This window comes from Ketobacter sp. (assembly GCF_003671495.1).
Lineage (GTDB): Bacteria > Pseudomonadota > Gammaproteobacteria > Pseudomonadales > Ketobacteraceae > Ketobacter.
On the sequence record NZ_RCHN01000022.1, the window covers coordinates 21,370 to 46,875 of the forward strand.

Here is a 25,506-nt window from a genome sequence, read left to right on the forward strand (position 1 = left end):
CGGTTTCAGTTCGGTCAGTTTACATGCTGCTGCTAATCGGGTAAAAAGCCTCGTCCAATCGTTATAGCGGGAAGTATCATGTCTGTCATCCACACCGAGTCCACCAGCTTCGAGCCCAACCGTGAAACCGAGCTCACGGCGGAGCAGGCCAAGAAGCAAAAGACCCGCTTCAATAAGCTGCAGAAAAAACTGCGGCGGGAAGTGGGCAAGGCCATTGCGGATTACAACATGATCGAGGAAGGGGACCGCATCATGGTGTGCCTGTCCGGCGGCAAGGATTCCTACACCATGCTGGACATCCTCATGAGCCTGCAGAAAAGCGCGCCGGTGAATTTTGAGCTGGTGGCGGTGAATATGGACCAGAAACAGCCGGGGTTCCCCGAGCATGTATTGCCGGAGTATCTGGACCAGTTGGGCATTGAGTACTACATCATCAACCGGGATACCTATTCTGTGGTGAAGGAAAAGATCCCGGAAGGCGCCACCACCTGCGGCCTGTGTTCCCGCCTGCGCCGCGGTACCTTGTATTCCTTTGCTGAGGACATCAAAGCCACCAAAATTGCCCTGGGTCATCACCGGGACGATATCGTGGAAACCCTGTTCCTCAACATGTTCTATGGCTCGCGCCTGTCGGGAATGCCTCCCAAACTGCTGTCCGATGATGGCCGCAACATTGTGATCCGGCCGCTGTCCTATTGCCGGGAGAAGGACATCATCGCCTTCGCCAATTTCAAGGAATTCCCCATCATTCCCTGTAATCTGTGCGGCTCCCAGGAAAACCTGCAACGCCAGAACATCAAGCTGATGCTGAAAGACTGGGATCGCCAGCAACCGGGCCGCATTGAACATATCTTCAATGCCATGCAGAACATCAAGCTGTCCCAGATGGCGGACACAAACCTGTTCGATTTTCAGAACCTGCAGCTGGATCGCAGTACTGAACGCAAAGAGTATGAATTCGCCCACGACCAGACCGTTGATGGTAAACCGGCCCGGGATGCGGTAAAAATGGTGAATCTCGTTAACCTGTAAGGCCCATTGCCGTTGCTCAATTACCTTTGGGGTGGATTTTTTCTGGTGGGATTTGCCGTTGCCCTGGTGCGTTTCTTTGGGGGTGACACGACGGTGTTCCAGGCCATCATTCAATCCACCTTTGATATGGCCACCCTCTCGGTGGAGATCGCCATTGGTCTGGTGGGTCTGTTGGCGCTGTGGTCCGGCCTGTTTCGGATAGCGGAGCGGGCGGGGCTGATTTCGGTTCTGAGCCGCATACTGGCACCGTTTTTCAGCCGGGTGATGCCCGAGGTGCCTAAAGGGCACGCTGCCCAGGGCGCCGTCACCATGAATCTGGCGGCCAACATGCTGGGGCTGGATAATGCGGCTACCCCGCTGGGCTTGAAAGCCATGCAGGCGCTGCAGAGCCTGAACCCCGTCAGCCACACCGCCAGCAACGCCCAGATTCTGTTTCTGGTGTTGAATACTTCTTCGGTGACCCTGTTGCCGGTCACCATTTTCATGTATCGCGCGCAGTTAGGCGCGGCCGACCCCACCGATGTGTTTATCCCGATTCTGCTGGCCACCAGCCTGTCCACCCTGACCGGGCTGGTGACGGTGATGTTGATTCAGAAGATTCCCTTCGACCGGGTGGTGCTGGGATACCTCGCGGCCGGCGCCCTGTTAATGAGCTGCTTTATCTATTGGTTGACCCTGTTGCCCGCGGCTGATCTGGGCCAGGTGTCCCAGTTATTGGCCAATGGGGTGCTGCTCACCGTGATTGCGCTGTTCATCGCGGCGGGCTTGTGGAAGCGGGTTGCCGTGTACGAGGAGTTTGTGGAAGGGGCCAAAGAAGGCTTTGAAACCGCGGTCAAGCTAATCCCCTACCTGGTGGCTATGTTGGTGGCCATCGGGGTGTTTCGGGCCTGTGGCGCGCTGGATTACCTGATCGGGCTGGTGGGGGCGGTGTTGGGGGCGCTGGGTGTGACCACGGGCTTTGTGGACGCGTTACCGGTGGCGCTGATGAAGCCCTTCAGCGGCAGTGGGGCACGGGCCCTGATGCTGGATGTGATGAACACTCACGGGGTGGATTCCCTGGCCGGCCGCATCGCAGCGGTGATGCAGGGGTCCACCGAAACCACCTTCTATGTGCTCACGGTGTATTTCGGTGTGGTGGGGATCACCCGGATTCGCTATGCCCTGTGGGCTGGGCTGCTCTGCGACGGGGTGGGCATGGTGAGTGCCATTGCCCTCGGGCTATGGTTCTTTGGCTGAATCTGCCATAATTCATGAAGTTTATAGGTTTGGTCTGGATATTTAATTCATGAATGTAGCGCGGGTTGACCTGAATCTGTTGGTGTATCTGGATGTGTTGTTGCGGGAACTGAATGTAACCCGGGCAGCAGAGCAGTTGGGCATCACCCAACCGGCCATGAGTAATGGCCTGAAACGGCTCAGGGATCTGTTCAACGACCCCCTGCTGATCCGCTCCAGCGAAGGCATGAAGCCCACCGAACGGGCCCTGGATCTGCAGCCCAAGGTACGGCAGATCCTGTCGGACACCCAGTATCTGCTGGAACCGAAACAGGAATTCAAGCCTCTCACCAGTAAGCGCGTATTCCGCATCATGGTCAGCGACTATGCTGAGGCGACGTTGATTCCGCTGTTGATCAAGCACATCCGCAGCGAAGCGCCCAACGTGATCCTGGATTTTCTGACCCCCAGTGATGTCAGTTACCAGGATCTGGAGCAGGGGCGGGTGGATATGGCCATCAACCGCTTCAATGAAATCCCCCAGTCCTTTCACCAGAACACAGTGTGGACCGACAGCTTTTCCTGCCTGGTGAGCCGCAAAAACCCTGCTGCGGAGAACTTCAATCTCAAAGCCTACCTGAATGCCCAGCATATCTGGGTGAGCAAAACCGGTATGGGGGTGGGGTTTGGGGTGAACCCGGAAAAGTCTGGCGGTTTGGGGTGGATCGACCAGGCTCTACAGCGCATTGGCAAAAAGCGTAAGATCACCATCTTTACCCGTCATTACCAAACCCCTGGCCTGCTGGTGCAAAACAACGACCTGGTGGCGACGTTGCCCACAAAAATTGCCCGCATGCAGGCAGAGAATCCGAAGCTGGTGATCCTGGACCCTCCTTTCTACATCCCGGAATTTGAGCTTAAGATGGCCTGGAGCCCGCTGTTGCATCCCAACGCCGGGCACCAGTGGTTACGGCGGCTGATTATGTACACCGCAGAGCGTATTGCAGACGACGAACGCCGTCTGGTGGGAGAGCATCAATGAGCCAATACGCCGAAGCCAAGCTCCAACAGAGCAGTTCGGTGTGTGTTGGAGGTGATGTGATTGTCCACCAGCGCTTTGTGGATAATGCGCTCGCTGCCCGGGATGTCGTCAAACAAGCCCAGGTGCAGGTCCTTGCTGCTGGTTTTGGATAACAGGTCGTTCAATTTGATGAACGCGGAGTGTTTGTTGCCGCTGTTGTATTCCAGCCACAAATCCAACAACGAGATCGAGAGGAAGTGAACGGAAAAGCCACTTTCGATATTCAGGTAAAGCAGTTGCTGCACCAGTTTTTGTGACTCGTTCGGATTGCCGCACAGGCGATAATAAAATACCCCCGCCATGAGCCAGCTCAGCTGACTGATCCAGTCGAGAGTGGTATCCGGTTCCAGGCTCTCATCGATGTGCCGGGTCAGGCAGCATTCCTGCGCCAGGGATTGCGCCCAGGCCGTGTCCTGATTGATCGTCGCCAGCCTGAAGTGTTCCAGCATGACCTGCGCATAGTACCGGTCCGAGCCGCTGCAGGAAGATACCCGTTCCATAAACGTCAGCAGATGCCGTGCCGTGTCCAGTTGCTGGCGGCGGATGGTTTCCCGTACCAGGGTCTGATAGGCCGCAAATTGCGTATCGCTGTGCAGCCAGGGCAGGGTCGAGCACTGGGCCAGGCAGGTTTGGTAGCCCGCCTCGCGGTCAACTGTGCGATAAAGCAGGTAACCATAAAAGATAGTGACCAGCGATTTGCCGACGCCCTCGGGATATTGCCAGTGTCGGCCCAGGGTTTTTCGTAGCGAGTTTAATGCATGCTGCGGATCACTGTTGAAATAGTACAGGCGCGCTTCAATCTGTTTGGCAATGGCAAAGTTGAATTCGTAGCTCAGCTCATCGGAGGTTTCCCTGGACAGGTCGATATAATGCTGGGCCTCGCGGGCATGAAAGCGGTGCAGCTCCACCTCGGCCAACAAACTGTACAGGGTGGCCCGCAGTGAGGTGTACACCTCCGGGTGTTTGGTCAATAGCCGGAGGCGTTCCACCAGCTCTTTGCTCAAGCGTTTTTGTTGCGAAAGTATGATCCCATAGGCTACCGCACAATTGGCTTCCGTGTGGTTTTCGGGGCTTTGGATAATGGCTTCAATGCTTTTGTCTCCGGTCAGGCTGTGCAGCTCCAGCGCCGATTCTTGCAAGCGACCGGACAGGTTCAGGAGCCAGCACCAGGCCATGCGGGTCTGTGCCAGGTTTTGCGTCAACGGATTGCGGTTGGCGATGCGATCCTGATACAGCGTCAGCAGATTTCCGGAACGCAGCCAGGACACCAGATTTCCCAGATAGTACTCCAGCTGCACGGTGCGCTGGGGGTGATGTGTGGACAGGGTGACGCCTTCCAGGTGGAAACGGTGATCGCTCAACCACCGGCAGGCATTGGCTACCAGACGACCGCGCTGCGCTTCCTCCAGAGCCTCGAAGCGCATCAGCAGGCGTTCCCGTACCCAGGGGGAATAGCGAAAACACAGTGGGTGTTCGGGATCAACCTCGAGGAAAAATCGCGTGCTTTGCAGGGTTTGCAATGACGTTGTGACGGGGGCGCCCTGTACAAAGCTTTGGCAAAGTTCCTCATTGAATCGGTGCAGAAAACCGGTTTGGGTCAGAAAACCTGAGGTTTGCGTATCAATGTGCTCAATCATTTGATCAAGCAAAAACGTGAACAACGCCCGGGCCGGTTGCTTGAAGTCACACACCTGCGCTGCGATGTGGTTGAGGCACAGTTGTGCCAGCTTCACGCCGGCTGGCCAGCCTTGTGTGGTTTTGACGATTAATTCGTTGAATGCCTGATGGGCGGCGTTTTTGCTGAGGAACACCCGCAATTCGTTGGCGTTGAAATAAAGCTGGTCCTGGGTGAGCAGGACGCTATCACGGTTGTCGCCTTGGTCCCCCAGAAGCGCGGAGCGGGACGTACCGGCGATGATCCAATATAAGTTGGGACTGCGATGGATCAACTCGATGAAGCGATCATGCCAGGCGCTGTTGCGCAGTATCTGCACATCATCCACGATAACCGTGACAGGCTCCTGCAAGCCGTTGAGCGCAGTGTAGAAAAGGTCGAATAAAATAAAGGGTGGTAAACCAGGGTCACTGAAATCCCGGCTCAGTATCGGGCCGGTGAAGTCCGGGATAATCCGATTGAGGGCGACCGTCAGGTGTTGGAAGAAGCAGGTAGCGCTGACATCGGTCTCTTGCAGGGTCAACCAGGCGGTGTGTTCCGGGTTCAGGCTGTAGAACTGTTGCAACAGCGTGGTTTTACCGCCGCCATTGGGGGCCAGCACGGCCCTGACTTTTTTGTTGCCGTTACGCTGCAGTACTTCCAGCAGGCGGGTCCGGGGAACCATGCTCCGGTTATCCATGGGGGTGAACCAACTGGTATCCAGATTGGCAGACAGAAACGTGGCCATACCCGATCTCAATTCACTGTTTGTAGATATAGTTATTGTTATAGCTTATGCGTTATTGTTTCTTGTTTTTTTGTCGATCCTAACAAGCCAAAGAGCATACTGGTGGGTGCAGAAGTCCTGTTGTTGAATTACCCGGGTGATCCCTTTAATCAACAGTAAACGGAAGGCTGAATGTAATATAAGGCCAGAAAATCAACGTTTTTTCAAGCTTGATCGTGCGGGAAAGTGCTTCTGATCGGGTTAAGCCGATGAGTTAGAACAGAAAACCCGGCCATGAGCCGGGCTTTCTGTTTTGGCCGCGGGGAGCCGCGCAGGCGGAATCAGCAACCGTACTTGGCTTTCGCCTCGCGGCGGCGGCGGTGCAGGACCGGCTCGGTATAGCCGCTGGGCTGTTTGCAACCATCCAGCACCAGTTCGCAGGCGGCGGCAAAGGCCACGCCATCAAACTCGGGTGCCATGTTGCGGTAGTGGGCGTCTCCGGCGTTCTGGCGATCCACCACGGCTGCCATGCGGCGCAATGTTTCCATCACCTGGGCTTCGCTGCAAATGCCGTGGCGCAGCCAGTTGGCCACGTGCTGACTGGAGATGCGCAGGGTGGCGCGGTCTTCCATCAGGCCGACATCGTTGATATCCGGCACCTTGGAGCAACCAACGCCCTGATCAATCCAGCGCACCATATAACCCAGAATGCCCTGGGCATTGTTGTCCAGTTCTTTCTGAATTTGGTCTGCGGTCAGGCTGGAAGGGTCGGCCATCACCGGCACGGTCAGGATGTCATCCAGATTGGCTCGGGGGCGCTGCTTCAGTTCTTCCTGCACAGCGGCTACACTGACTTTGTGATAATGCATCACATGCAAGGTGGCGGCAGTGGGTGAGGGTACCCAGGCACAGCTGGCACCGGCTTTGGGATGGCCGATTTTGGCCTCCATCATGGCTGCCATTTCATCGGGCATGGCCCACATGCCTTTGCCGATTTGGGCGCGGCCCTGCAGGCCGCTTTCCAGCCCGATGTCCACGTTCCAGTCTTCGTAGGCGTTGATCCAGGGCTGGGCTTTCATGGCCGACTTGGGAATCATGGCGCCGGCTTCCATGGAGGTGTGGATCTCGTCACCGGTGCGATCCAGGAATCCGGTATTGATGAAAATCACCCGGTCTTTGGCCTCACGAATACAGGCCTTCAGGTTGACGGTGGTGCGACGTTCCTCGTCCATAATGCCGATTTTCAGGGTATTCGGGGCCAGGCCCAGAGCCTGTTCCACGCGTCCGAACAATTCCACTGCAAAGGCCACTTCCTCCGGGCCGTGCATTTTCGGCTTAACAATATAAACGCTGCCTTCACGGGAATTGCGGAAGGGGCCGTTACCCAACAGATCGTGTTTGGCGATCAGCGAGGTCACCATGCCGTCCAAGATGCCTTCGGGAATTTCTTCCCCGTTGTACAGTACGGCTTCGTTGGTCATCAGGTGGCCCACGTTACGCACCAGCAGCAGGGAGCGACCGGGCAGCACCAGTTGGCTGCCGTCGGCAGCGGTAAACTCGCGATCGGGGTTCATGGTGCGGGTCAGCTGCTGGCCGCCTTTCTGGAAGGATTCTGACAAGTCACCTTTCATCAACCCCAGCCAGTTGCGATAGACCACGCATTTGTCGTCGGCATCCACCGCCGCTACAGAATCCTCACAATCCTGGATGGTGGTGATGGCGGATTCCAGGCAAAGGTCGTTGACGCCGGCGGCGTCGTCTTTGCCAATGGCGCCGCTCTTGTCGATCTGGATTTCGATGTGCAGGCCGTTGTTGCGCAGCAATACCGAGCTGGGTGCCAGCTCAGCGCCTTTGTAGCCGACGAATTTTTCCGGCTGGGCCAGTTGGGTTTCGCTACCGTCTTTCAACGCAATGATCAGTTGTCCATCTTTAATGAAGTAGGCGCTGGCATCTTCGTGTTGGCCATTGGCCAGGGGGGCGGCATCGTTGAGGAAGGCACGCGCATAGGCGATCACCTTGTTACCACGAACAGGGTTGTAGCCCTTACCCTTTTCGGCGCCGCCCTCTTCAGAAATGACATTGGTGCCGTACAGGGCATCGTACAAGCTGCCCCAGCGGGCGTTGGCGGCGTTTAATGCGTAGCGGGCGTTCATCACCGGTACCACCAGTTGGGGGCCGGCGATGGTGGCGATTTCCGGGTCTACGTTGGCGGTGCCAATTGCAAAATCATCGCCTTCGGGCAACAGGTATCCAAGCTCGGTGAGAAAGGTTTTGTATTCCGCCATGTCGATGGCCTGTCCGGCGCGCTCCTGGTGCCAGGCATCGATTTTGGCCTGAAGGTCGTCCCGCTTTGCCAGCAGGGCTTTGTTCTTGGGAGCCAGGTCAGCGACGATGTTTTCCAGTTCCGCCCAAAAGTGTGCCGGTTCAACACCTGTGCCAGGTGCGATCTCGTTGGCTACCAGGTCAACCAGTTTGGTAGCGATTTCTAATCCACCGATTTTGGTGCGCTCTGTCATCGTGTCTGTCTCCAATTATCCGCCTCTGACCTGATAAATCAGGGGCTTGGTTCTGTAAAGCGATATGTAAAGCGGGTTTTGCAAGGGGCTGCGATAATGCAGTTTAGACGGAAGTGTGTCAAATAGTTTCCCGGATGACCAATAAGTCATGGTGATAGTGGTTATCAACCACCTAAATGGGTCTGGTCAGTCGAGGATATCTGCCCGAATTTGAAGGGATTTTCCGCTGGAACCACCGCGTCGTGTTGAGTGCGTGGAGGAGCCGCTGGAGGTGGCCACGGTCTGGCTGGTTCCGGCGATCGGCGTCCACTCTCCGGGATCCACTACCACCACGGTTTCGGCGTCCATTTTCTGGACTTTGCCATCGTTTTTCAGCTTCATGCGTTGATTGGTGGTGAAGATTTCGATGCGGATTTTGTCCCGCACCAGTCGGGGCACCACATAGAGCTGATTGCCCACCGAGCGATACTCTTTGACGCTGCCGGTTTGCCATGGTCCCAGGAATGCAATCTGCTCCACCGGCACGTCCTGGCCTACATCCAGGGCGCCTTGTTCGCCTTCCAATACACGGATCTGATGGTCTGCATTGTCCACATGGGTGCTGAAGCGATTCTTACTGACCACTTCCACGTCCACACCGGAACGGTTGCTGTTGCCGTGATACACCACAATCTTGCCATCGGCGGCGTTTTCTTCTGCGGTCAGCTGGCTATTATCGGCGTAGCGCAGGGAGACCTGGATATTCTTCAACGGCCGATCAATTTCTTCCAGGATGCGGAGCAACTCATCCTGTGCAGCGGCTGGTGCTTTCACAAACAGCTTGTTGTGGTAAGCCGTGATCCGGTCCTCCGGCCCCAGCAGCGGCTCCAGAATGGGCACCAGCTTATTGGCCGGCAAATAGGTCTCATAAACCTCAGTGGTCTGCTGCGCCATGACCAGCATGGTGTTCAGGGTCAGCAATAAGGCACAGAGAAAACGGATCATAGTGCCAGCCTTCTCAGTTCGGTGCAGGGCATACCGCGAGCCCAGATTTCATTGAATTCCCGCGCATACTTTACCGCATCGGGGACAGCACGAAATTCACAGTGACCACGCAGGGAACCAAGGGCAAAGCGCTTTACCATGCCCAGGTCATCCACAATCATGTACTCGTCGGTCATGTCTTCATACTCCCGCGGCAGACTGCGGATCTCGCAGCGGGTGGGCAGGCGTTTCTGCAATTCCACCAGCCGGTGCCCCAGCTTGGCGGCCTTGTTCGGATCTTTGAGAAGAATGCTGACGCTGAACCCCCGGTGGTCGCGGAACAACGGCGTCAGCAGATCGAGAAACTCGCTGCGGTCGTAGAATGCGTGCTCCAGCTCCTGGGTGAATATCTTGATGTGGCGCTTGGCCTGTGGCGCCATGCTATCCAGCGCAGCATGAAACTCTTCCAGGGATTCCAGCAGAAACGTGCCCGGACTTTCGCCGAGTTCAAGCGCTTGGGCCTGTTGTTCGAATGACATGTTTAATATCAGTGATTACAGTTGGTGTGCATTTTTATTAAGTCTAACAGTAAATCCGGTTTCTGGAACAGGAACCCATCACCGTTTCTGCGGCATCAGGTAACCCTTTCTTATAGCGGAACGGCTTGAGCCGGTGAAGCGGTTATGGCTTTTGGCACTAATCAGATCGGAATACCGCACTCAGTAAACCACCCGTTGTAGCCAACACCGCCACCGCCAGCAGGGCAATGAACACCGTATTCAGAAGCACCAGCGCCAGGGTCCGCCTGTCCACCGAGAACAGTTGCAGGAGGTTGGTGCGAATGCCCAATGCGGCCATGGCCATCAACAGCAGACACTGTGACAGGGAGCTGATGGCCGCCTGCACAATGGCCGGCAATGACACAGCATTGTTCAGCAACATCAGCAGGACAAACAGGATCAGAAAACCCGGCACCCGCGGTGCTGTGGACGTGGATTGGCTCCAGTATCTGGAGCTTGCGAGATTGACCAGCAGCAGGACGGGTAACAGCAGGGACACCCGCAGCATTTTGGTGTAGATGGTGGCGTCTGCGGCCTGGGGCGAAAGCATTTCACCGGCACCGATGGCCTGTGCCACATCGTGGATACTTGTGCCCAGAAACTGGCCAGCGGTTTCGGCACTCAGATTCAAGTGGGTGAGCAGGGCGGGGTACAAAAGCATGGTTACCGTACTGATACCGGTGATTGCCACCAGGGTGCCGGCCACCTGATGGTCGCTGGGGCGTTTTGCCGATTGCAAAGCCAGCAACGCCATGGCAGCCGAAACACCACAGATAGCGGTGGCCACCCCGGTCAGTAGCGCCATGAAGCGATCTGCTCCCAGCCAGCGCCCCACCACCAGGCTGAATCCAATGGTGGCGCTGGTGCAGACCATCACCAGAATCAGGGGTTGATAGCCATACTCAGTAATGTGCTCCAATGTGATCCGAATCCCCAGCAGGGCGACGCCGACGCGCAAAAGGGACCGGGTGCAGTATTCCAGTCCTGGCCTGAATTCGTTGTGAGCGCTGAGATTATTGAACGCCATGCCCATCAACACGGTGGTGAGGATCAGCGGGCTACCATGTTGACTGCTGAGGTAGTGAGCCGCAAACACGATGGTGAGGCTGATGAGCAGGCCTGGCATCAAGGGTATTAGCTGGTTTTGAGCCTGGGTCCTGAATTTGTGTATGGAATGCCGGGTGACGGGGAGTCGATGCATGGTGCGGGTCAGGTGTTCAGGTGGTCCAGGCCATTACCTGCCGCGATGGCCTGCAGGTAAGACCAGGGGTATACCCCTTTATCATGACCATCGGCGAAGATAATCTGCAGGCCGGCAATACCGGCCATGGCCACGTGATCAATCTGGCTGTTGTCGCTGATCAGCGGGGTGCCAATCCGGTTGCGGGCGCGACAACGAGAGCAGGCGCAGAACGAGCGCAAGGTCTCACCAGACAGCGTCGCGGCGCCACCGTCCGACCATTTGATCTCGAGTTCCGAGCGCTGACGGTGCAGGGTGATGTCCAGCGGCACTGCCTGTGACACGATCATACGTGACTCGTTCATGGATTCAGTCTCCGTGCTAGGGGGTGGTGTTTGCCCCTTGCGAGGCGGTTCGTTCCAGGGCCCAGCGTGCCAGCTTGCGCACATCCGGATCGTTGTCTTCCAGCGCCCGGCGAATGAACGGTAACCCGTCCTCGTGGGCCAGTTCGCCCAGGGCCGCCACCGCAGTTTTGCGCAGGTTGCTGATGGGGTTGTCGATACAGGTCCCCAATGCCGGAATGCCTTCAATTGCTCCTACCATGCCAATGGCTTCGGCGGCTTTCTCCTGTACCTGCCAGCGTTTATCCCCGATGGCCTGGATCAAGGCGCCTTTGGCGTCCTTGGCTTTGAGGCGGCCCAGGCTGCGGATGGCTTCACAACGCACTTGCCAATGGTCGTCGCTGACCGCGGCGATCAAGGTGTCGGCCACCTTGTCCGGAGTAGCATAGACCAACGCGCCCACGGCGCTGCGCCGCACCTCGGGATCGGCATCGCTCTTCGCCACCGCTTTCAATTGCGGCAGGTTCTCGATTTCCTGAAGATAGCCCAGCACGCCCACTGCTTCCCGGCGTACTCCGGCGTCATCGTGACCCAGCAATTCGATGGCGTAGGGGCGGGCATCCTGGATACACAATTGTTTCAAGGAGCGCAGAATCGATGCCAGCACAAACGCATCGTCTGACTTCAAAGCGGCAATCAGGGCCGGCGCCGCATCCGGATCTTTCAGATCCGCCAGCGCCTTGGCGGCAGCGTTGCGCACGTTACGGTCGGGGGCGTTGAGGGCGTCCACCAGGGCGTCCATCATGTCCGCCGGATCGAACTCGTCGATGACCCGGGCAGCTTCCAGGCGCACCATTTCATCTTCGTCGGACAGCGCCTGCAGCAAAAGCTCAACACCGGCTTCGTCCACGCTGTCCACCAGATCCATCACCGCCACCCGACGGATACCTGGGTCGGTGTCCTGCAGACGTTGGGCAATGGAGGCCAGGATCGGATCAGAATACTCAGTCATAAACACCTCAGCGCAGCAGGTAGGGAATGTTCACCGTCACGGCATCTGTGGGGCAATCGGCCTCACAGGGCATGCAATACCAACATTCGTCGTAGCGCATGTGAGCCTTGCCGGTTTTCTCGTCGATCCAGAGCACGTCCAGGGGGCAGACATCGATGCAGGTGCGGCAGCCCTTGTCGGCGATGCATTTTTCATTGTCCACCACCACGGGGACCATGGTGATTTGAGTTGCAGTTGGCATAGGTCTTACTCCCGTTGGTTTAGCTGACTTTTTGAATGCGCATGCGCTGATAGGCGGTTTTCTCTTCCTCGTCCAGCTCGATGACGTAAGGATCAACGGGCCGCTTCTTACAGGCCATTTGCTCCTGTTCATCCTTATAGAGTTGGACATGGCAGAACCAGTCTTCGTTGTTGGTTTCGGGGTGATCCACATAGTGGTGATACAGCCCCCAGCGGCTTTCCTGGCGGTACATGGAGGCCTGTGCCGCCATCAATGCGCAATCCAATACATGTTGCGCTTCGTTGGCACGCAGTAGCTCATGGGGATCGCGGGCGTAGAGGTATGGAATATCCTGTTGCATGTCTTTCAGGCGTTGTAACCCGATGTCCATTTTTCGGGTAATCTTGGGCGGTTGCAGATAGTCATTCACCAGTCGACGTATTTTATATTCGAACTGGTTGGGGGGAATGCCGTCGTCTCGTCGCAAGGGTGCCAGAATGCGATCCCGTTCCTGCAGGATGAATTCTTCGTCCAGTTGCGGGACAGTGCGATCGCTGGCGAACGTCACCGCGTTTTCACCGCAGATCTCCCCATAGACAAATGCACCCAGCATGTAACTGTGGGGGATGGAGGCCATGTCGCCGGCGCCGTAGAGTCCGGGCACGGTGGTTTCTCCTTTTTCGTTGACCCAGACCCCGGAAGCGGAATGTCCGGCGCAGAAGCCGATTTCGGAGATATGCATTTCCACCATTTTGGTACGGTAATCATTGCCGCGACCATCGTGGAACCGGCCCCGGCTGGGACGTTCATTGGTATGCAATACCTGTTCGATCTCCTGGATGGTTTCTTCCGCCAGGTGGTCCAGTTTCAGGAATACGGGGCCGTTACCACTCTGCAGTTCGTTGTAGAACTCCATCATCATCTGGCCGCTCCAGTAATCACACTCAATGAAGCGGTCGCCGTTGGCATTGGCGGTGTAGCCTCCTAACGGTCCGGTCACATAGGCACAGGCAGGGCCGTTGTAATCCTTCAGCAGGGGGTTGATTTGATAGCACTCCAGGCCGGACAGCTCGGCGCCCACGTGATACGCCATGGAGTGGCCGTCACCGCAGTTGGTGGGGTTTTCATAGGTGCCATACAGATAGCCGGAGGCGGGCAGACCGATGCGTCCGGCGGCACCGGTGCACAACACCACCGCTTTGGCCCGGATCACGATGACTTCGGCGTCCCGGGTGCCCACCGCAATGCAGCCGCTCACAATACCCTCGCTGTCCTTCAGCAGGCGCACCGCCTGATAGCGGTTCTCAACCTCAACCCGATTGCGACGCAGGCGCCGGTAAAGGATTTTCTTGATGTTGTGGCCTTCCGGCATGGGTAGTACATAGGTGCCCAGGTGATGCACTTTTTTTACATCGTATTCACCGGTTTCGTCTTTCTGGAAATACACGCCCCACTTATCCAGTTTCTGGATCATGTCGAAGGAGCGTTCCGCGTATTCCAGAACCCCTTTCTGCAACACAATACCGTCGTTGGCAATGGTGATTTCCTTGGTGTACTGCTCCGGTGTGGCATGACCGGGGATGACGGCGTTATTGAGCCCATCCATGCCCATGCTGATGGCACCGGAACGTTTTACGTTGGCTTTCTCCAGCAGCATAACCGTGGCTTTCGGGTCTTTCTCCTTGGCTGTGATTGCTGCCATCGGACCGGCAGTTCCGCCGCCAATGACCAGTACGTCGATATCTTTGATGGTGATGTCGTGGAGTTGAGTCATCATAAGCCCCCTTGCTTACCTGGTGTACGGGTGCGATCCCGTTCAACGTGAAAGTGGTATTTGTAGGAATCACCGCGAAACGCCAGATATTCGTAATCCACGGGATGGTTGTTGACGTCGTGTGTCAGGCGTTGCACCCACATGATGGGCGCGCCCGGTTCCATCTGCAGTAGCTTCGCGATATTGGCGTCTGCCGGGCGTGCTTCCAGGCTGATTTCAGCACGACCCAATGGGATGTTCAGCTCGTTTTCCAGCAGAGGAAAAATGTCCCGGCCCAGGTCGCGTGCGAACAGGTGACGCCCAATCTGCATGGGGAAAAACGAGGTGTCGACGGAGACAGGCTCTCGATTCAGGTAACGTACCCGAATCACCTCCACCGCACCTTCCTTGCTATGAATGTTCAATTTGTCCTGCACATCTTTGCTGGGGTTGATCTCGCGGATGCTGACCAGTTGGGCCGAGGTTTCATAGCCCTGGGAATTCATGGCTTCCTCAAATCCTTCCAGGTGCTGCACTTCCTGCATGGCTTTGGGCTTGCTGGCGAAGGTGCCTTTGCCCTGGGTGGTGAAGATCAGGCCTTCCCGATGCAGGTCCCGCAGAGCCTGGCGCACGGTGATCCGGCTCACGCCAAAGCTGGCCATCAGTTCGCTCTCCGACGGCATTTTCTGATAGGGCACATATTTGCCCTCCAGGATCTGTTTCTTCAGCGTTTCCTTGATCTGAAGGTACAGTGGTTGGTGCTGCATGGCGTTTTCTTTCATCGTCTGTTCCTGCTTTGCTTAATTCTGGATAGCTCGACGCTGTGTGCGCTGGTCGGTTGATCGTGGCCGCTTGCTCGTGACTGCTAGGTGTTGACGTTTGGTAATAACATGTCATAACAAGTTTGAAAAAGCCGCGTCCGATCTGTCGGCACCTCAATCCGGTGGCTTGTGACGCAGCAGCGTTCGTGACAGGTAGTGGGTCACTGCGGTTTGTTCCTCTGGGGACAATGCTTTTGCGATGGCAGGCATGGGCGTTTCAGACTGTGCATCGCGCCGGCCGGAGCGGAAGTCGTCCAACTGCTTGTTCAGATAGGCAGGGTGCTGTGCGTCCAGCCAGGGCGTACGGGCCTGCGACGGGTTATGACACTGGACGCAGGCCGCGAGTCCCGGGCGACCCTGCTGATAGAGCGCCTTCCCTTGACGATACCGTTCAATGTCCCCTGTGGGGGCTGGCGGTTCGACCGCAACCTGGCTCTCAAAGTGCTCTGCAATGCTGGCCAGGTCCTGTGCCTGCACTTCCTCGCTGATCGCCTGCATCTGGCCTCCGTCATTGGTGCGTTGCCCGTTGTGGAACGCGTTGAACTGCTGGACGATGTAAGCGGCTTTCTGCCCGGCCAGTTTCGGAAACTTCGCCATGTGACTGTTACCGTCCAGGCTGTGGCACATGCCGCAGATCTCCCACGGCGCCATACCGTCTTTATCGATCATGCCGGCTTCTGCAGTTTGCAGACTGAATCCCAGGAACAACATCAGTGTGGGACCTCTATAATTCACGGTGCTGATCATCGTACTGTTCGCTGTGTTGCTCAAGGCGAGCCTGTTGCTTGGCATTGCCATCGCGGATCACCTGCACCAGAAATTCACTGCTGCGATGGGAGTGGAACGGCGGGTTCAAGGTGGCCACCCATTCCCCTTTGGGGTTCACCACCGCAACGCCGGCACTGTGACGGACGTTGTAGGCATTATCACCGGGAAAGCGCTTTTCGATGCGATAAAGACCACCAATACTGTCAACCAGTGAGGTCAGCTCATTGTCGTCTCCGGTGATGCCCACGTAGTCGGGGTGAAAGTGCGCCAGATAGGCGGCCAGTACCGATTCGTCTCGATCCCGGTCCACCGCAATGAACACGATCTTCGGAATCTTGTCTGGCATCATGCGCATCCCCAACTGCGCACGAATGGCCTCCAGCCGCAGTAATGTCATCGGGCACACGTCCGGGCAACTGGTGAAACCCAGTACCAACAGGGACCATTGGCCTTTCAACTGTTCCAAGCCGTAGGGATTGCCGTATTGGTCTGTGAGGCTGAACGCGGCCACCGGGGATGGCGCACGGCTAGAGACATCTTCATTACCGGCGTACAAGAACGCACTGACCAATAGCAGGGTCGCGCAGAGTACACCTTTCGTTATACCGATCATGCATTACACTCCCGTAGCTCAAACGCCTTCATGCTCTCTGCGCGGATGTACTGCAGGCAGGTTCGCTTTAACGCTACAAACGCTTCAGACGTGGCCATTTCAGACTGACGGGGGCGCTCCAGCTCGACCTGGAGATCCGCGATCACAGTACCGGGGCTGGCGCTCATGATCAGGATGCGGTCCGCCAGGAAAATGGCTTCGTCCACATCGTGGGTCACAAACAACACCGTGGTGCCGAACTCCGACCAGATATCCAGCAGGCTCTCCTGCATCATCAGTCGGGTTTGTGCATCCAAAGCACCGAAGGGTTCATCCATCAACAGTACGCTGGGGTAATTCGCCAGGGCGCGGGCAATACCCACTCGCTGTTGCATGCCGCCGGACAATTCACCCGGGTAACGTTTCTCCATTTTGCTCAAGCCGATCATGGCCAGAAAAGTTCGCGCGATGGAGTGGCATTCCGCTGCGCTGTGGCCGGCCAGGCGGGGCCCAAAAGCGATATTCTCCAGCACGGTTTTCCAGGGCAACAATGAATACTGCTGGAATACCATACCCCGATCCGGCCCCGGTCCGGTCACTGCTTCGTTGTCCACCAGGACCCGCCCGGTGGTGGGTGTCACGTACCCGGCAACGGAGTTCAGCAGGGTGGACTTCCCGCAGCCGCTGGGCCCCAGGATGCATACGAACTCGCCCGGCTTGATGGTGAGACTGGTTTCCCGCACCGCGATGCTGCGATTGGTACCTTCACCGAAGCTGATGCCCACGGATTCGATACTGACATGACCCCGTTCCTTGGAATCCTGGCGGTGCTTCTGCATCAGGTTGTGTTGGATTGAAATCACGCTGGTGTTCACGCCAAGTCCCCCATGGGTGCGTTTTCGATGACTTCAGGTCGCGCCAGGTGGAAACTGACAGCCACCAACAAGAACAAACCGACGACATTCAGCCAGCTCCCCAACGGCTCCAGCCACAACGCCGTGGTGGCACCCAGTCCCAGCATGGCAAGACCCACCACCCAGGTGGGCGTAGAGCAACATACCACCCACGACAGAGTGATGGAGGCAATGGCCATCAAGCTGGCTCCGATGCCGGTTGCGGTGCCAGAGGTACGGGCGTCCATGGGGGAAACGGCCTGGCAGGATTGGGAGTGCCGCAGTAACAGAAAGTTGGTGGACACGAGGCCACTAAGCAGCAGCACCATCAACACCTTGGCGGGCACAATGAACAGGCTCCATTCGGAGATGCCCATGCCAAAGTCGTAGTTCATGTAGCCCACCTCCAGCAACCACTCGTCTTTAATGATTGTCAAACTGTCGCGCAAAGATGGCGTGGATTCCAAAATCCGGATGAGGTTTCCCCACCAATCGAACAGGTTTATGTAGTTGGGAACATTGCCAAACCGAATAATCAAACTCAGCAACAGCAGGAGGTAGTAGGTGACCACGATCGTCAGAGTCATTGCCCACCAACGCTTCAGGTTGTTACCGATGATTGATCCCATGTAACTGATCCGATGATAAAAATGCCGATGGACGATTCGATTCAACATGTTTCAGGTCCACTAACGTTGCAGTTCTTTCCAGCGCAATGCCGGCCGGGTGACAACCTTGATCAAAAAAGTGGACAGGGTACCGAGGCCACCAATGACCAGCATACCGACCACGATGTCGGGGTAATTAATCAGCGAATAGGCGTCCCAGGTGAAATAGCCAATGCCGTACTGGCCGGATATGATTTCTCCTGCCAGCAGAGAGAACCAGCTGACCCCCATACCGATGGCCAGTCCGGTAGCAATGCTGGGCAACGCTGCCGGCAACACTACATGCCAGAACACCTGCAATTTGTTGGCGCCCAGGGAGAGTGCGGCGCGAATCATGACTTCCGGTGTTTGCTCAACCCCGTGGATAGTGTTGAGGATGATGGGGAAGAGGGCGCCCAGGAACGTGATGTAGATGATGGAGGACTCTTCTGTTGGCCACATCAGAATCGCCAGCGGGATCCAGGCCACTGCCGGAATGGGGCGGATGACTTCGATGTACGGCAACACCGCAGCCCGTGCCAGACGGGACCGGCCCACCGCCAGCCCTATGGCGACACCCAGCAACACAGCCATGCCATAGGCAATCAGAATGCGGCGAATACTGACTAAAATATGGGTGTAGAACACGGGCTCCGCCAGGTGCCCGACAAATGCGTCCGCCACTTTCAGCGGTGACGGAATGTTTTCGAAATTAATGAAGAAATTGAATTTGTACAGGGTAGCCAGGTGCCAAAGCAGGATGCCCAAGCAAAGGGATAGTCCACCCACCAGAATGCTTTGCGCCTGTTTGCTTTTGACTGCCTGGGCCAGCCGGCCAGCCATGCGTTCATTGTTGCTGGGCAGGCTGGCGTTCGGCATCGGCTGATCGGGCAGGGAGGGCACCTGAACCGCGTCAGGTGCTTTCTCCGGGGGTTTGTTGTTGGCTAACGCGTAGCTCATTGCGCGGCCACCAGAGTTTCGTCAGCAGGGTTGAATGCTGCCAGGGCACCTTCCAGCCCCATGACCGACCCTTTCAATTTTTTGGCGTAGGCATCTGCGTCCGGTTTGCGCAGGAAGGTGGCAAATCCGTCTTCGGATTTCACAAAGAATGCGGTCTTGCCGAACAGTTTCAGGCCGGTTGCCTTGTCATACACATAGGTGGCATTCAGCTTGGCGCCGGTTTGCTGCAGTTCATTGAGCGCTGCCAAAAATTCCGGCAAGGTTTTGTAAGTGGAAATTCCGTCCCGGGCGTGCCAGATTTCCATCGGCAGATCGGCATTGGCAACCGCCGGGTCGACGATAAGCGACTTCTCTGCATCATAATCTTTGCCCAGTTCCTGATAGGCTTTCTTTAAGTAGCTTTCGGTAATCCACTCATCAAAATCCAGCGGGGGAATGGCTTTCTCTTTCACCAACACACCGTGATCGGTCTTCAGGGCCTCAACCCATTTCGGTTTGATGGTGGGGTCCAGGGTCAGGTGACCACCCCTGGAAAAATAGATATAGAGCACTTCCTTTTCGACTCCGGTCCACTTTTCCATCAGGTCAACAGCGGCCACCGGGTCTTTGCGAATCCATTCCCCGGCTTCATACACTGCTTTGATGAATGCGGTGACCACCTCCGGATATTCATCGGCAAAGTCCTCCCGTACCACCACGCCATGCAGATACGGTACGCCGGTTTCGCTGCCGTCGTAAATCTTGCGCCCGGTGCCGCGGAACTCCATCAATTCAGACCAGGGGCAAAAGTCAGAGTGGGCGTCGATTTTGGCCGCTGCAATATTGGCGGCACCCACCGCCGGGCTCTGGTTTTTCAAACCGTATTCTTTGGTGGAAATGCCGTTGTCCTGCATGGCTTTGAGTAACATACCCCAGGCCGCGCTGCCCACCGGTACGGACACATCTTTGCCTTTCAGTTGATCGATGCTGTAGATGTCTGATCCCACCGGCACCACAATGGCATTGCCGCTGCCTTTCAGGTTGTATCCGGTACCGGCCACGTACTTGGTGCGCAGGGATTCGGTTTCCTGAAACTTGGCGCCGTTGACGATCAACGGATAATCCCCCATCACACCGATGTTCAATTTGTTTGCCATCATCTGGTTGGTGATGGGGCCACCGGATGAGTAATCACTCCAACTGATGTCATAGTCGGCGTCTTTGTACTTGCCGTCCTTTGGCAGGTACTTTTCCAGCAGTTTGAGTTCTTTCACCACGATGCCGGCGGTATACGTATCGGTGCACATACTTTGATGGCCAATGGCGATGCGAATGTCTTTGGCTTGGGTGATGGTGGGTGTCAGGGCCGCGATACTGAGCGCGGTGAAAGTGGCAAGCGACTGTTTGGTGAAGGTCAGTGTGGAGAAGAACTTGGTTTTCAGTTTCATGGTAGCCCCCCGGCGACGGTTTGTTCTGATCTTGAAACTTGTATTAACTAGTTATAACCACATGCTTAAAGCGACGCAGAAAACGTGCCATAAGCTGATCTGAATCAGGGAACGGGTCTATAACTGCATGAAAATGTTGATGTTAATTTCTGGGGGGATGCGGATGGAGCGATTCGCGACTGGAAACGGCAGGGCTGGAACAGCGCACCGTCGCCGTGCAGTGTGAGCCACATGAGGGTGCGACCTGGGCTTCGGCTGGGGGGCGGCTTAATACAAGTTGATATTGTCAGTCGTGATAGGGTTCTTCTTCGAAATACAGCACGCCCATATTGAGCAGCTGCGTCAGGAAACGGAGATTCACTGGAGCCTCACAAAACATCGCCAGTTTGGTGGGGTCATAATGGCGGCTTTTGCAGAGGAACAGAATCAACTGCTGAGTGAAAGGGTGGAACTCCAGCTTTGTCCCATTGATGAACAGCGCGGTGGGGTGGTTCTGGTCCCCAGTGAAGATAAAGCGGCTGGATTCTTCCCGGCATACGGACAGTTTCTGATGCAGAAGCTCCAGCACTTCCGAGGCATGATAGTCTTCTTCCGGTGGCTCCGGGTTCTGGTCGTATTTGGTCTGCGACAGGTACTCCCCCATCCAGTGGGTGATCTGCTCCCGGTCTGAAATCAGGCGCTGCAGCGTGGCAGCCACCTTCTCTACGGCACTGGGTGCCAGCCAACCGGGGTTGGATTGCAGGGTCAGGTCCGGATCGGTGTAGCGCTGGCCTTCATTGCTATTGGCCATCAGAAAGTGGACAAACTCACCGATGATTTCCTGTTCGCTGGGGGCACGAAATCCCACACTCAATGTGATGCACTCGTTCTCGGCCACCCCATAATGTGCCAGGCCTGGGGGCAGATACAGCATATCGCCCGGGTTCAGGACCCATTCCTGTTGGGGATGGAAGTCCTTCAGAATGCGCACTGGCAGGTTTGGGATCAGCGCGGAGTGTTCATCGCACATCTGGCCTAGGCGCCAGCGCCGTTGTCCCTGGGTCTGGATCAGGAACACATCATAGTAATCATAATGAGGGCCGACGCTGCCACCCTGGGGCGCAAAGCTGGCCATGATGTCATCGATGCGCCAGTTGGGTATGAAATCAAACGCAGACAACAGATCCGCTACGGCAGGCACCTGGTGATCCACCGCCTGCACCAGCAGGGTCCAATGGGTTTTCGGCAGATTCTTGAAGGTCTTGTTGTTGAAAGGGCCGTGGCGTAATTCCCAATCCACCGGGCTGCGTTCCAGAATAATGCGGGATTCCACCGTATCATCCAGGGATAACCCCGCCAGCTCATCCGCTTCCAACAGGTGCTCAATGTTGGGGAAGGCGCCCCGCACCAGCATGGGGTGTTTCTGCCAGTACTCCGACAAAAACAGTTCCGCTGAGCGGCCCCCCAGAATCGCCAGTGGTTTGGACGCCATGACCGCCCCCTAGATGCGCTTGGCCTGTTGGGCCGCGTTGCCGATATAGCCGGCCGGCGACAATGCCTTGAGGCGTACTTTTTCCTGCTCCGGAATTTCCAGTGTATCGATGAAGTCACTCATGGCCGCCTGGGTGATGGCCTTACCACGGGTCAGCTCCTTCAGCTTCTCATAAGGCTTCTCAATACCGTAGCGACGCATCACGGTCTGAATAGGTTCTGCCAGAACTTCCCAGGCGTTATCCAGGTCCTCAGCCAGGCGTTGTTCGTTGATCTCCAGTTTGCCAATGCCTTTCAGGCTGGCTTCGTAGGCGATCAGGGCGTGAGCCAGGCCGACCCCCAGGTTGCGCAGTACAGTGGAATCCGTCAGGTCCCGCTGCCAGCGTGAGATCGGCAGTTTCTGCGCTAGGTGCGCCATGATGGCATTGGCGATGCCCAGGTTGCCTTCAGAATTCTCGAAATCAATGGGATTCACTTTGTGCGGCATGGTGGAGGAACCGATCTCACCGGCCACGGTTTTCTGCTTGAAGTAACCCAGGGAAATGTAACCCCAGACATCCCGGTCAAAGTCGATCAGGATGGTGTTGAAACGGGCAATGGCGTCATACAGTTCCGCAATGTAGTCGTGGGGTTCGATCTGGGTGGTATAGGGGTTCCATTCCAGTCCCAGGCCGGTAATAAATTCTTCAGCATTGCGCTCCCAGTCCACTTCCGGATACGCGCTCAAATGCGCATTGTAGTTGCCCACCGCACCGTTGATCTTGCCCAGGATCGAGACGTTTTTGATCTGCTCCAGCTGGCGCTGCAGACGGGCGGCCACGTTGGCCATTTCCTTGCCCATAGTGGAGGGGGAGGCGGTCTGGCCGTGGGTGCGTGACAACATGGGAATGTCGGCATACTGGTGGGCCAGATGGGTGATGGAGGCAGTCAGCTTTTCCAGCATGGGCGCCAACACCTCGTCACGGCCGGTCTTCAGCATCAGCCCATGGGACAGATTATTGATGTCTTCGGAGGTACAGGCAAAGTGAATGAACTCGCTGACCGCTTCCAGCTCGCCATTGCCCGCAATCTTCTCTTTGAGGAAGTATTCCACCGCTTTAACATCGTGATTGGTGGTGCGTTCAATATCTTTGATGCGCTGTGCATCCTCTACCGAGAAACCCTCCACCAGGGCGTCCAGCAGGGCGTTGGTCTGGTCCGAGAACGCAGGAACCTCCGCGATGCCTTCGTGCTGGGCGAGCTTCTGCAGCCACCGCACTTCCACCAGGACGCGAAAGCGTATCAGGCCAAACTCGCTGAAAATGGAGCGCAGGGCCAGAGTTTTACTGCCGTAGCGGCCATCAACGGGTGAAATGGCGGTCAGGGCATTCAGTTCCATGGTGTGGGTCCTCAATCTATCGGGTTTAACGCGGTTTCGGTTCTACGCAATAATCTGCTTCGAATCAGGATAAGGTGATTTCGTTTTGCAACAGCTCCAGGGCTTTCACCAGGCGGCCTTTACCGAAGGCGAATTGCAGGCGGCTGCCGCCCATCTGGCGCCAGAGCATGGCAGAACGAATGCCGGCCAGAAGAATGGCGCGGATTTTGGCGGCATTTTCAGCACGCTGTAAATGGCTCGGGTCGCCGTTTACCTGGATGCGGAATTTGAATTTGGCCAGGGTATCCAGGTAGATGTCGTTCAGTTTGGTGACCACAGCCTGGCTGGTCACTCCGTCAAAATGTTGCAGCTGGTGCGTCACCTGTTCCAGTCGAGACCGTAGCACGCTGTTAATGTCAGATTCGCGTCGCAGCAGTTTTTCCACATGCAACATACCGATGGCATAGCGGATGGCGTCGGCATAGCGGGCACTTTCCTTTTCCTTCAACACCAGAAGCAGAGTATCCACACCCAGTTTGACGCCTTTACAACCGCCATACACATCTTCAACGGTCTTCGGGTCCAGCACAAATATACTTTCTATCAGGGGGCTGTAGGCGTCCTGATTTACCTCCCCGGTACGGGCCAATTGTTGTACCAGGGCCGCCGCCTGAAACAGGCCGGCCAGGGCCAGGGCTTTTTCTTCTTCCTTATGCCTCAACTCAGTCACTCCCCATCCTGATTCCAGGTGCGGTCGATGACGCCGCCCCCCAGACAGGTTTCCCCATCATAGAACACCACTGACTGGCCCGGTGTCACGGCCCGCTGCGGCTGGTCAAATTGCACGATAATCCTGCCGCTGGCGTCTGTGCTTACCAGGCAGTCCTGATCTGGCTGGCGATAGCGGGTCTTGGCCTTGCAGCGCAACGGTAACGCCGGACTGGACGTGACCCAGAAGATTTCCTCGGCACTCAAGGTGTCCGTGAACAGAGCCGGATGGTGGGTACCCTGGCCCACCACCAACTGATTGCGCTCCAGATCTTTGCGCAGCACAAACCAGGGTGCTTCGGAGCAATTGGCCAGCCCGCCGATTCCCAGTCCCTGGCGTTGGCCGATGGTATAGAACATCAACCCGGAATGCTCGCCGATGGCCTCACCGGATTCTGTGATGATCACTCCGGGTTTGGCCGGGATGTACTGCTCCAGGAAATCTTTGAAACGGCGCTCGCCGATAAAGCAGATCCCTGTGGAGTCTTTCTTGTCATGATTTGCAAAGCCCTGGGCTTTGGCGATGGCGCGTACAGCAGGTTTTTCCATATCCCCCAGGGGGAACAGGGTGCGGGCAATCTGTCGGCCGTTGACCGCGTGCAGGAAATAACTCTGGTCTTTGTTCTGGTCCAGCCCTTTCAGCAGAGGGGCCACGGTTTCCCCGGCAAACTCCACCGCTGGTCCGCGGCGGGCGTAATGACCGGTGGCGATGAAATCCGCACCCAGAGTCAGCGCATAATCCAGAAAGGCGCGGAACTTCACTTCCTTATTGCAGAGGATATCCGGGTTAGGTGTGCGGCCGGCACTGTACTCGGCAATGAAGTGCTCAAACACGCGATCCCAGTACTCCGCGGCAAAATTGGCGGTGTGCAGCTTGATACCGAGGGCATCCGCCACCTGTTGGGCGTCCGCCAGATCAGTCAATGCGGTACAGTATTCGGTGCCGTCATCCTCTTCCCAGTTCTTCATGAACAGGCCTTCCACGGCATAGCCCTGCTGCATCAATACATAGGCAGCAACGGAGGAATCCACCCCGCCCGACATGCCGACAATGACTTTGGCCACGGGGTTACTCATCGGCGCTCAGCTCGTGTTCGTAGATCAGGTCCAAGGGGTAGCGCTTACCGGCGGCGAAATCCTCGATACAACGTTTGACCAAAGGGCTGCGCCATTGGGAGCGTCGCGCTTCCAGCTCCTCCAGATTCAGCCATACCGGACCAATGATGCCATCATCCAGTTGGGCTCCGGGTACCGCCTCAATGGCGTCGGCGGCGAAGCAGAAACGGTAATAGGTGACACCGTTGGGTGCAGAGTAATTGTAGATGCCCACCAGATGAGTCAGCTTAACCTGCCAGCCGGTTTCCTCCAGGGTCTCCCGCAGAGCGGCAGCCAGAATGGATTCGTTCTCTTCGATATGGCCGGCGGGTTGGTTGAGCACGGTCTCGCCGTCCACGGTTTCTTCTACCAACAGATAGCGGCCGTGTTGCTCCACAATGGTGGCTACGGTGGCGTGAGGGGTCCAGGTCATCATTGAATTCGGGTGTCTGCG

The 25,506-nt window shown here is 56.6% G+C and carries 24 protein-coding genes; 3 read left to right on the forward strand and 21 right to left on the reverse strand.

All coding sequences use genetic code 11. The features are described 5' to 3' along the window. Nucleotides 1–78: 78 nt before the first annotated feature. From ttcA to D9N14_RS11215, 3 genes are read left to right on the forward strand one after another with little or no spacing between them, the layout of a single operon-like run. The gene (ttcA, locus tag D9N14_RS11205; RefSeq protein WP_290579620.1) at nucleotides 79–1,032 is read left to right on the forward strand and encodes a tRNA 2-thiocytidine(32) synthetase TtcA; all 954 of its coding nucleotides are present in this window, start codon (nucleotides 79–81) and stop codon (nucleotides 1,030–1,032) included. A gap of 12 nt (nucleotides 1,033–1,044) precedes the next feature. Next, nucleotides 1,045–2,268 (forward strand): nucleoside recognition domain-containing protein, encoded by a 1,224-nt coding sequence (locus D9N14_RS11210; RefSeq protein ID WP_290579625.1) that lies wholly within the window; start codon nucleotides 1,045–1,047, stop codon nucleotides 2,266–2,268. Nucleotides 2,269–2,317: 49 nt separating this feature from the next. Continuing rightward, on the forward strand, nucleotides 2,318–3,289 hold the full coding sequence (locus D9N14_RS11215; RefSeq protein ID WP_290579627.1) for a LysR family transcriptional regulator: 972 nt from the start codon (nucleotides 2,318–2,320) through the stop codon (nucleotides 3,287–3,289). Here the strand turns inward: D9N14_RS11215 and D9N14_RS11220 are convergent. From D9N14_RS11220 to D9N14_RS11320, 21 genes are all read right to left on the reverse strand, one after another. Further along, nucleotides 3,283–5,730: a hypothetical protein gene (locus tag D9N14_RS11220; RefSeq protein ID WP_290579629.1), complete on the reverse strand. Its 2,448-nt coding sequence runs from the start codon at nucleotides 5,728–5,730 to the stop codon at nucleotides 3,283–3,285. The two genes, D9N14_RS11215 and D9N14_RS11220, sit on opposite strands and share 7 nt — an antisense overlap. A gap of 320 nt (nucleotides 5,731–6,050) precedes the next feature. Further along, on the reverse strand, nucleotides 6,051–8,225 hold the full coding sequence (locus D9N14_RS11225) for a malate synthase G (RefSeq protein ID WP_290579631.1): 2,175 nt from the start codon (nucleotides 8,223–8,225) through the stop codon (nucleotides 6,051–6,053). A 186-nt stretch (nucleotides 8,226–8,411) separates the two neighbouring features. Continuing rightward, nucleotides 8,412–9,209, reverse strand: a complete 798-nt coding sequence (locus tag D9N14_RS11230; RefSeq protein WP_290579633.1) for a hypothetical protein — start codon at nucleotides 9,207–9,209, stop codon at nucleotides 8,412–8,414. Continuing rightward, a complete protein-coding gene (locus D9N14_RS11235; RefSeq protein WP_290579635.1) occupies nucleotides 9,206–9,727 on the reverse strand; it encodes a hypothetical protein in 522 nt (173 codons plus the stop codon). The genes D9N14_RS11230 and D9N14_RS11235 overlap by 4 nt, the downstream gene beginning before the upstream one ends. Before the next feature lie 157 nt (nucleotides 9,728–9,884). Continuing rightward, the gene (locus D9N14_RS11240) at nucleotides 9,885–10,874 is read right to left on the reverse strand and encodes a YeiH family protein (RefSeq protein ID WP_290579637.1); all 990 of its coding nucleotides are present in this window, start codon (nucleotides 10,872–10,874) and stop codon (nucleotides 9,885–9,887) included. An 83-nt stretch (nucleotides 10,875–10,957) separates the two neighbouring features. Next, a complete protein-coding gene (locus D9N14_RS11245; RefSeq protein ID WP_290579639.1) occupies nucleotides 10,958–11,293 on the reverse strand; it encodes a DUF971 domain-containing protein in 336 nt (111 codons plus the stop codon). Between the two features lie 16 nt (nucleotides 11,294–11,309). After that, entirely contained in the window at nucleotides 11,310–12,281 is a 972-nt protein-coding gene (locus tag D9N14_RS11250; RefSeq protein WP_290579641.1) for a HEAT repeat domain-containing protein, read from the reverse strand. A gap of 7 nt (nucleotides 12,282–12,288) precedes the next feature. After that, the gene (locus tag D9N14_RS11255; RefSeq protein WP_290579643.1) at nucleotides 12,289–12,522 is read right to left on the reverse strand and encodes a ferredoxin family protein; all 234 of its coding nucleotides are present in this window, start codon (nucleotides 12,520–12,522) and stop codon (nucleotides 12,289–12,291) included. 19 nt (nucleotides 12,523–12,541) lie between these two features. Then, nucleotides 12,542–14,275 (reverse strand): fumarate reductase/succinate dehydrogenase flavoprotein subunit, encoded by a 1,734-nt coding sequence (locus tag D9N14_RS11260; RefSeq protein WP_317622615.1) that lies wholly within the window; start codon nucleotides 14,273–14,275, stop codon nucleotides 12,542–12,544. Beyond that, nucleotides 14,275–15,036 (reverse strand): GntR family transcriptional regulator, encoded by a 762-nt coding sequence (locus D9N14_RS11265; protein WP_290579647.1) that lies wholly within the window; start codon nucleotides 15,034–15,036, stop codon nucleotides 14,275–14,277. Before D9N14_RS11265 ends, D9N14_RS11260 begins: the two co-directional genes overlap by 1 nt. 153 nt (nucleotides 15,037–15,189) lie before the next feature. Continuing rightward, complete coding sequence (locus D9N14_RS11270; protein ID WP_290579649.1) at nucleotides 15,190–15,810, reverse strand: c-type cytochrome; 621 nt, start codon at nucleotides 15,808–15,810, stop codon at nucleotides 15,190–15,192. After that, nucleotides 15,800–16,456 (reverse strand): SCO family protein, encoded by a 657-nt coding sequence (locus D9N14_RS11275; RefSeq protein WP_290579651.1) that lies wholly within the window; start codon nucleotides 16,454–16,456, stop codon nucleotides 15,800–15,802. Before D9N14_RS11275 ends, D9N14_RS11270 begins: the two co-directional genes overlap by 11 nt. After that, nucleotides 16,453–17,310, reverse strand: coding sequence for an ABC transporter ATP-binding protein (locus tag D9N14_RS11280; RefSeq protein ID WP_290579653.1), 858 nt, complete (start codon nucleotides 17,308–17,310; stop codon nucleotides 16,453–16,455). Before D9N14_RS11280 ends, D9N14_RS11275 begins: the two co-directional genes overlap by 4 nt. Then, on the reverse strand, nucleotides 17,307–17,957 hold the full coding sequence (locus D9N14_RS11285; protein WP_290579655.1) for a hypothetical protein: 651 nt from the start codon (nucleotides 17,955–17,957) through the stop codon (nucleotides 17,307–17,309). Before D9N14_RS11285 ends, D9N14_RS11280 begins: the two co-directional genes overlap by 4 nt. Before the next feature lie 60 nt (nucleotides 17,958–18,017). Continuing rightward, entirely contained in the window at nucleotides 18,018–18,935 is a 918-nt protein-coding gene (locus tag D9N14_RS11290; RefSeq protein WP_290579657.1) for an ABC transporter permease, read from the reverse strand. Then, nucleotides 18,932–20,362 (reverse strand): ABC transporter substrate-binding protein, encoded by a 1,431-nt coding sequence (locus D9N14_RS11295; RefSeq protein WP_290579659.1) that lies wholly within the window; start codon nucleotides 20,360–20,362, stop codon nucleotides 18,932–18,934. Before D9N14_RS11295 ends, D9N14_RS11290 begins: the two co-directional genes overlap by 4 nt. Nucleotides 20,363–20,648: 286 nt before the next feature. Next, nucleotides 20,649–21,833 (reverse strand): cupin domain-containing protein, encoded by a 1,185-nt coding sequence (locus D9N14_RS11300; protein WP_290579661.1) that lies wholly within the window; start codon nucleotides 21,831–21,833, stop codon nucleotides 20,649–20,651. 9 nt (nucleotides 21,834–21,842) lie between these two features. After that, a complete protein-coding gene (gene purB / locus D9N14_RS11305) occupies nucleotides 21,843–23,210 on the reverse strand; it encodes an adenylosuccinate lyase (RefSeq protein ID WP_290579663.1) in 1,368 nt (455 codons plus the stop codon). A gap of 64 nt (nucleotides 23,211–23,274) precedes the next feature. Beyond that, on the reverse strand, nucleotides 23,275–23,919 hold the full coding sequence (hflD, locus tag D9N14_RS11310; protein WP_290579665.1) for a high frequency lysogenization protein HflD: 645 nt from the start codon (nucleotides 23,917–23,919) through the stop codon (nucleotides 23,275–23,277). Beyond that, entirely contained in the window at nucleotides 23,916–25,034 is a 1,119-nt protein-coding gene (gene mnmA / locus D9N14_RS11315) for a tRNA 2-thiouridine(34) synthase MnmA (RefSeq protein ID WP_290579667.1), read from the reverse strand. The genes hflD and mnmA overlap by 4 nt, the downstream gene beginning before the upstream one ends. After that, on the reverse strand, nucleotides 25,027–25,485 hold the full coding sequence (locus tag D9N14_RS11320) for an NUDIX hydrolase (RefSeq protein WP_317622613.1): 459 nt from the start codon (nucleotides 25,483–25,485) through the stop codon (nucleotides 25,027–25,029). The genes mnmA and D9N14_RS11320 overlap by 8 nt, the downstream gene beginning before the upstream one ends. Nucleotides 25,486–25,506: the final 21 nt, after the last annotated feature.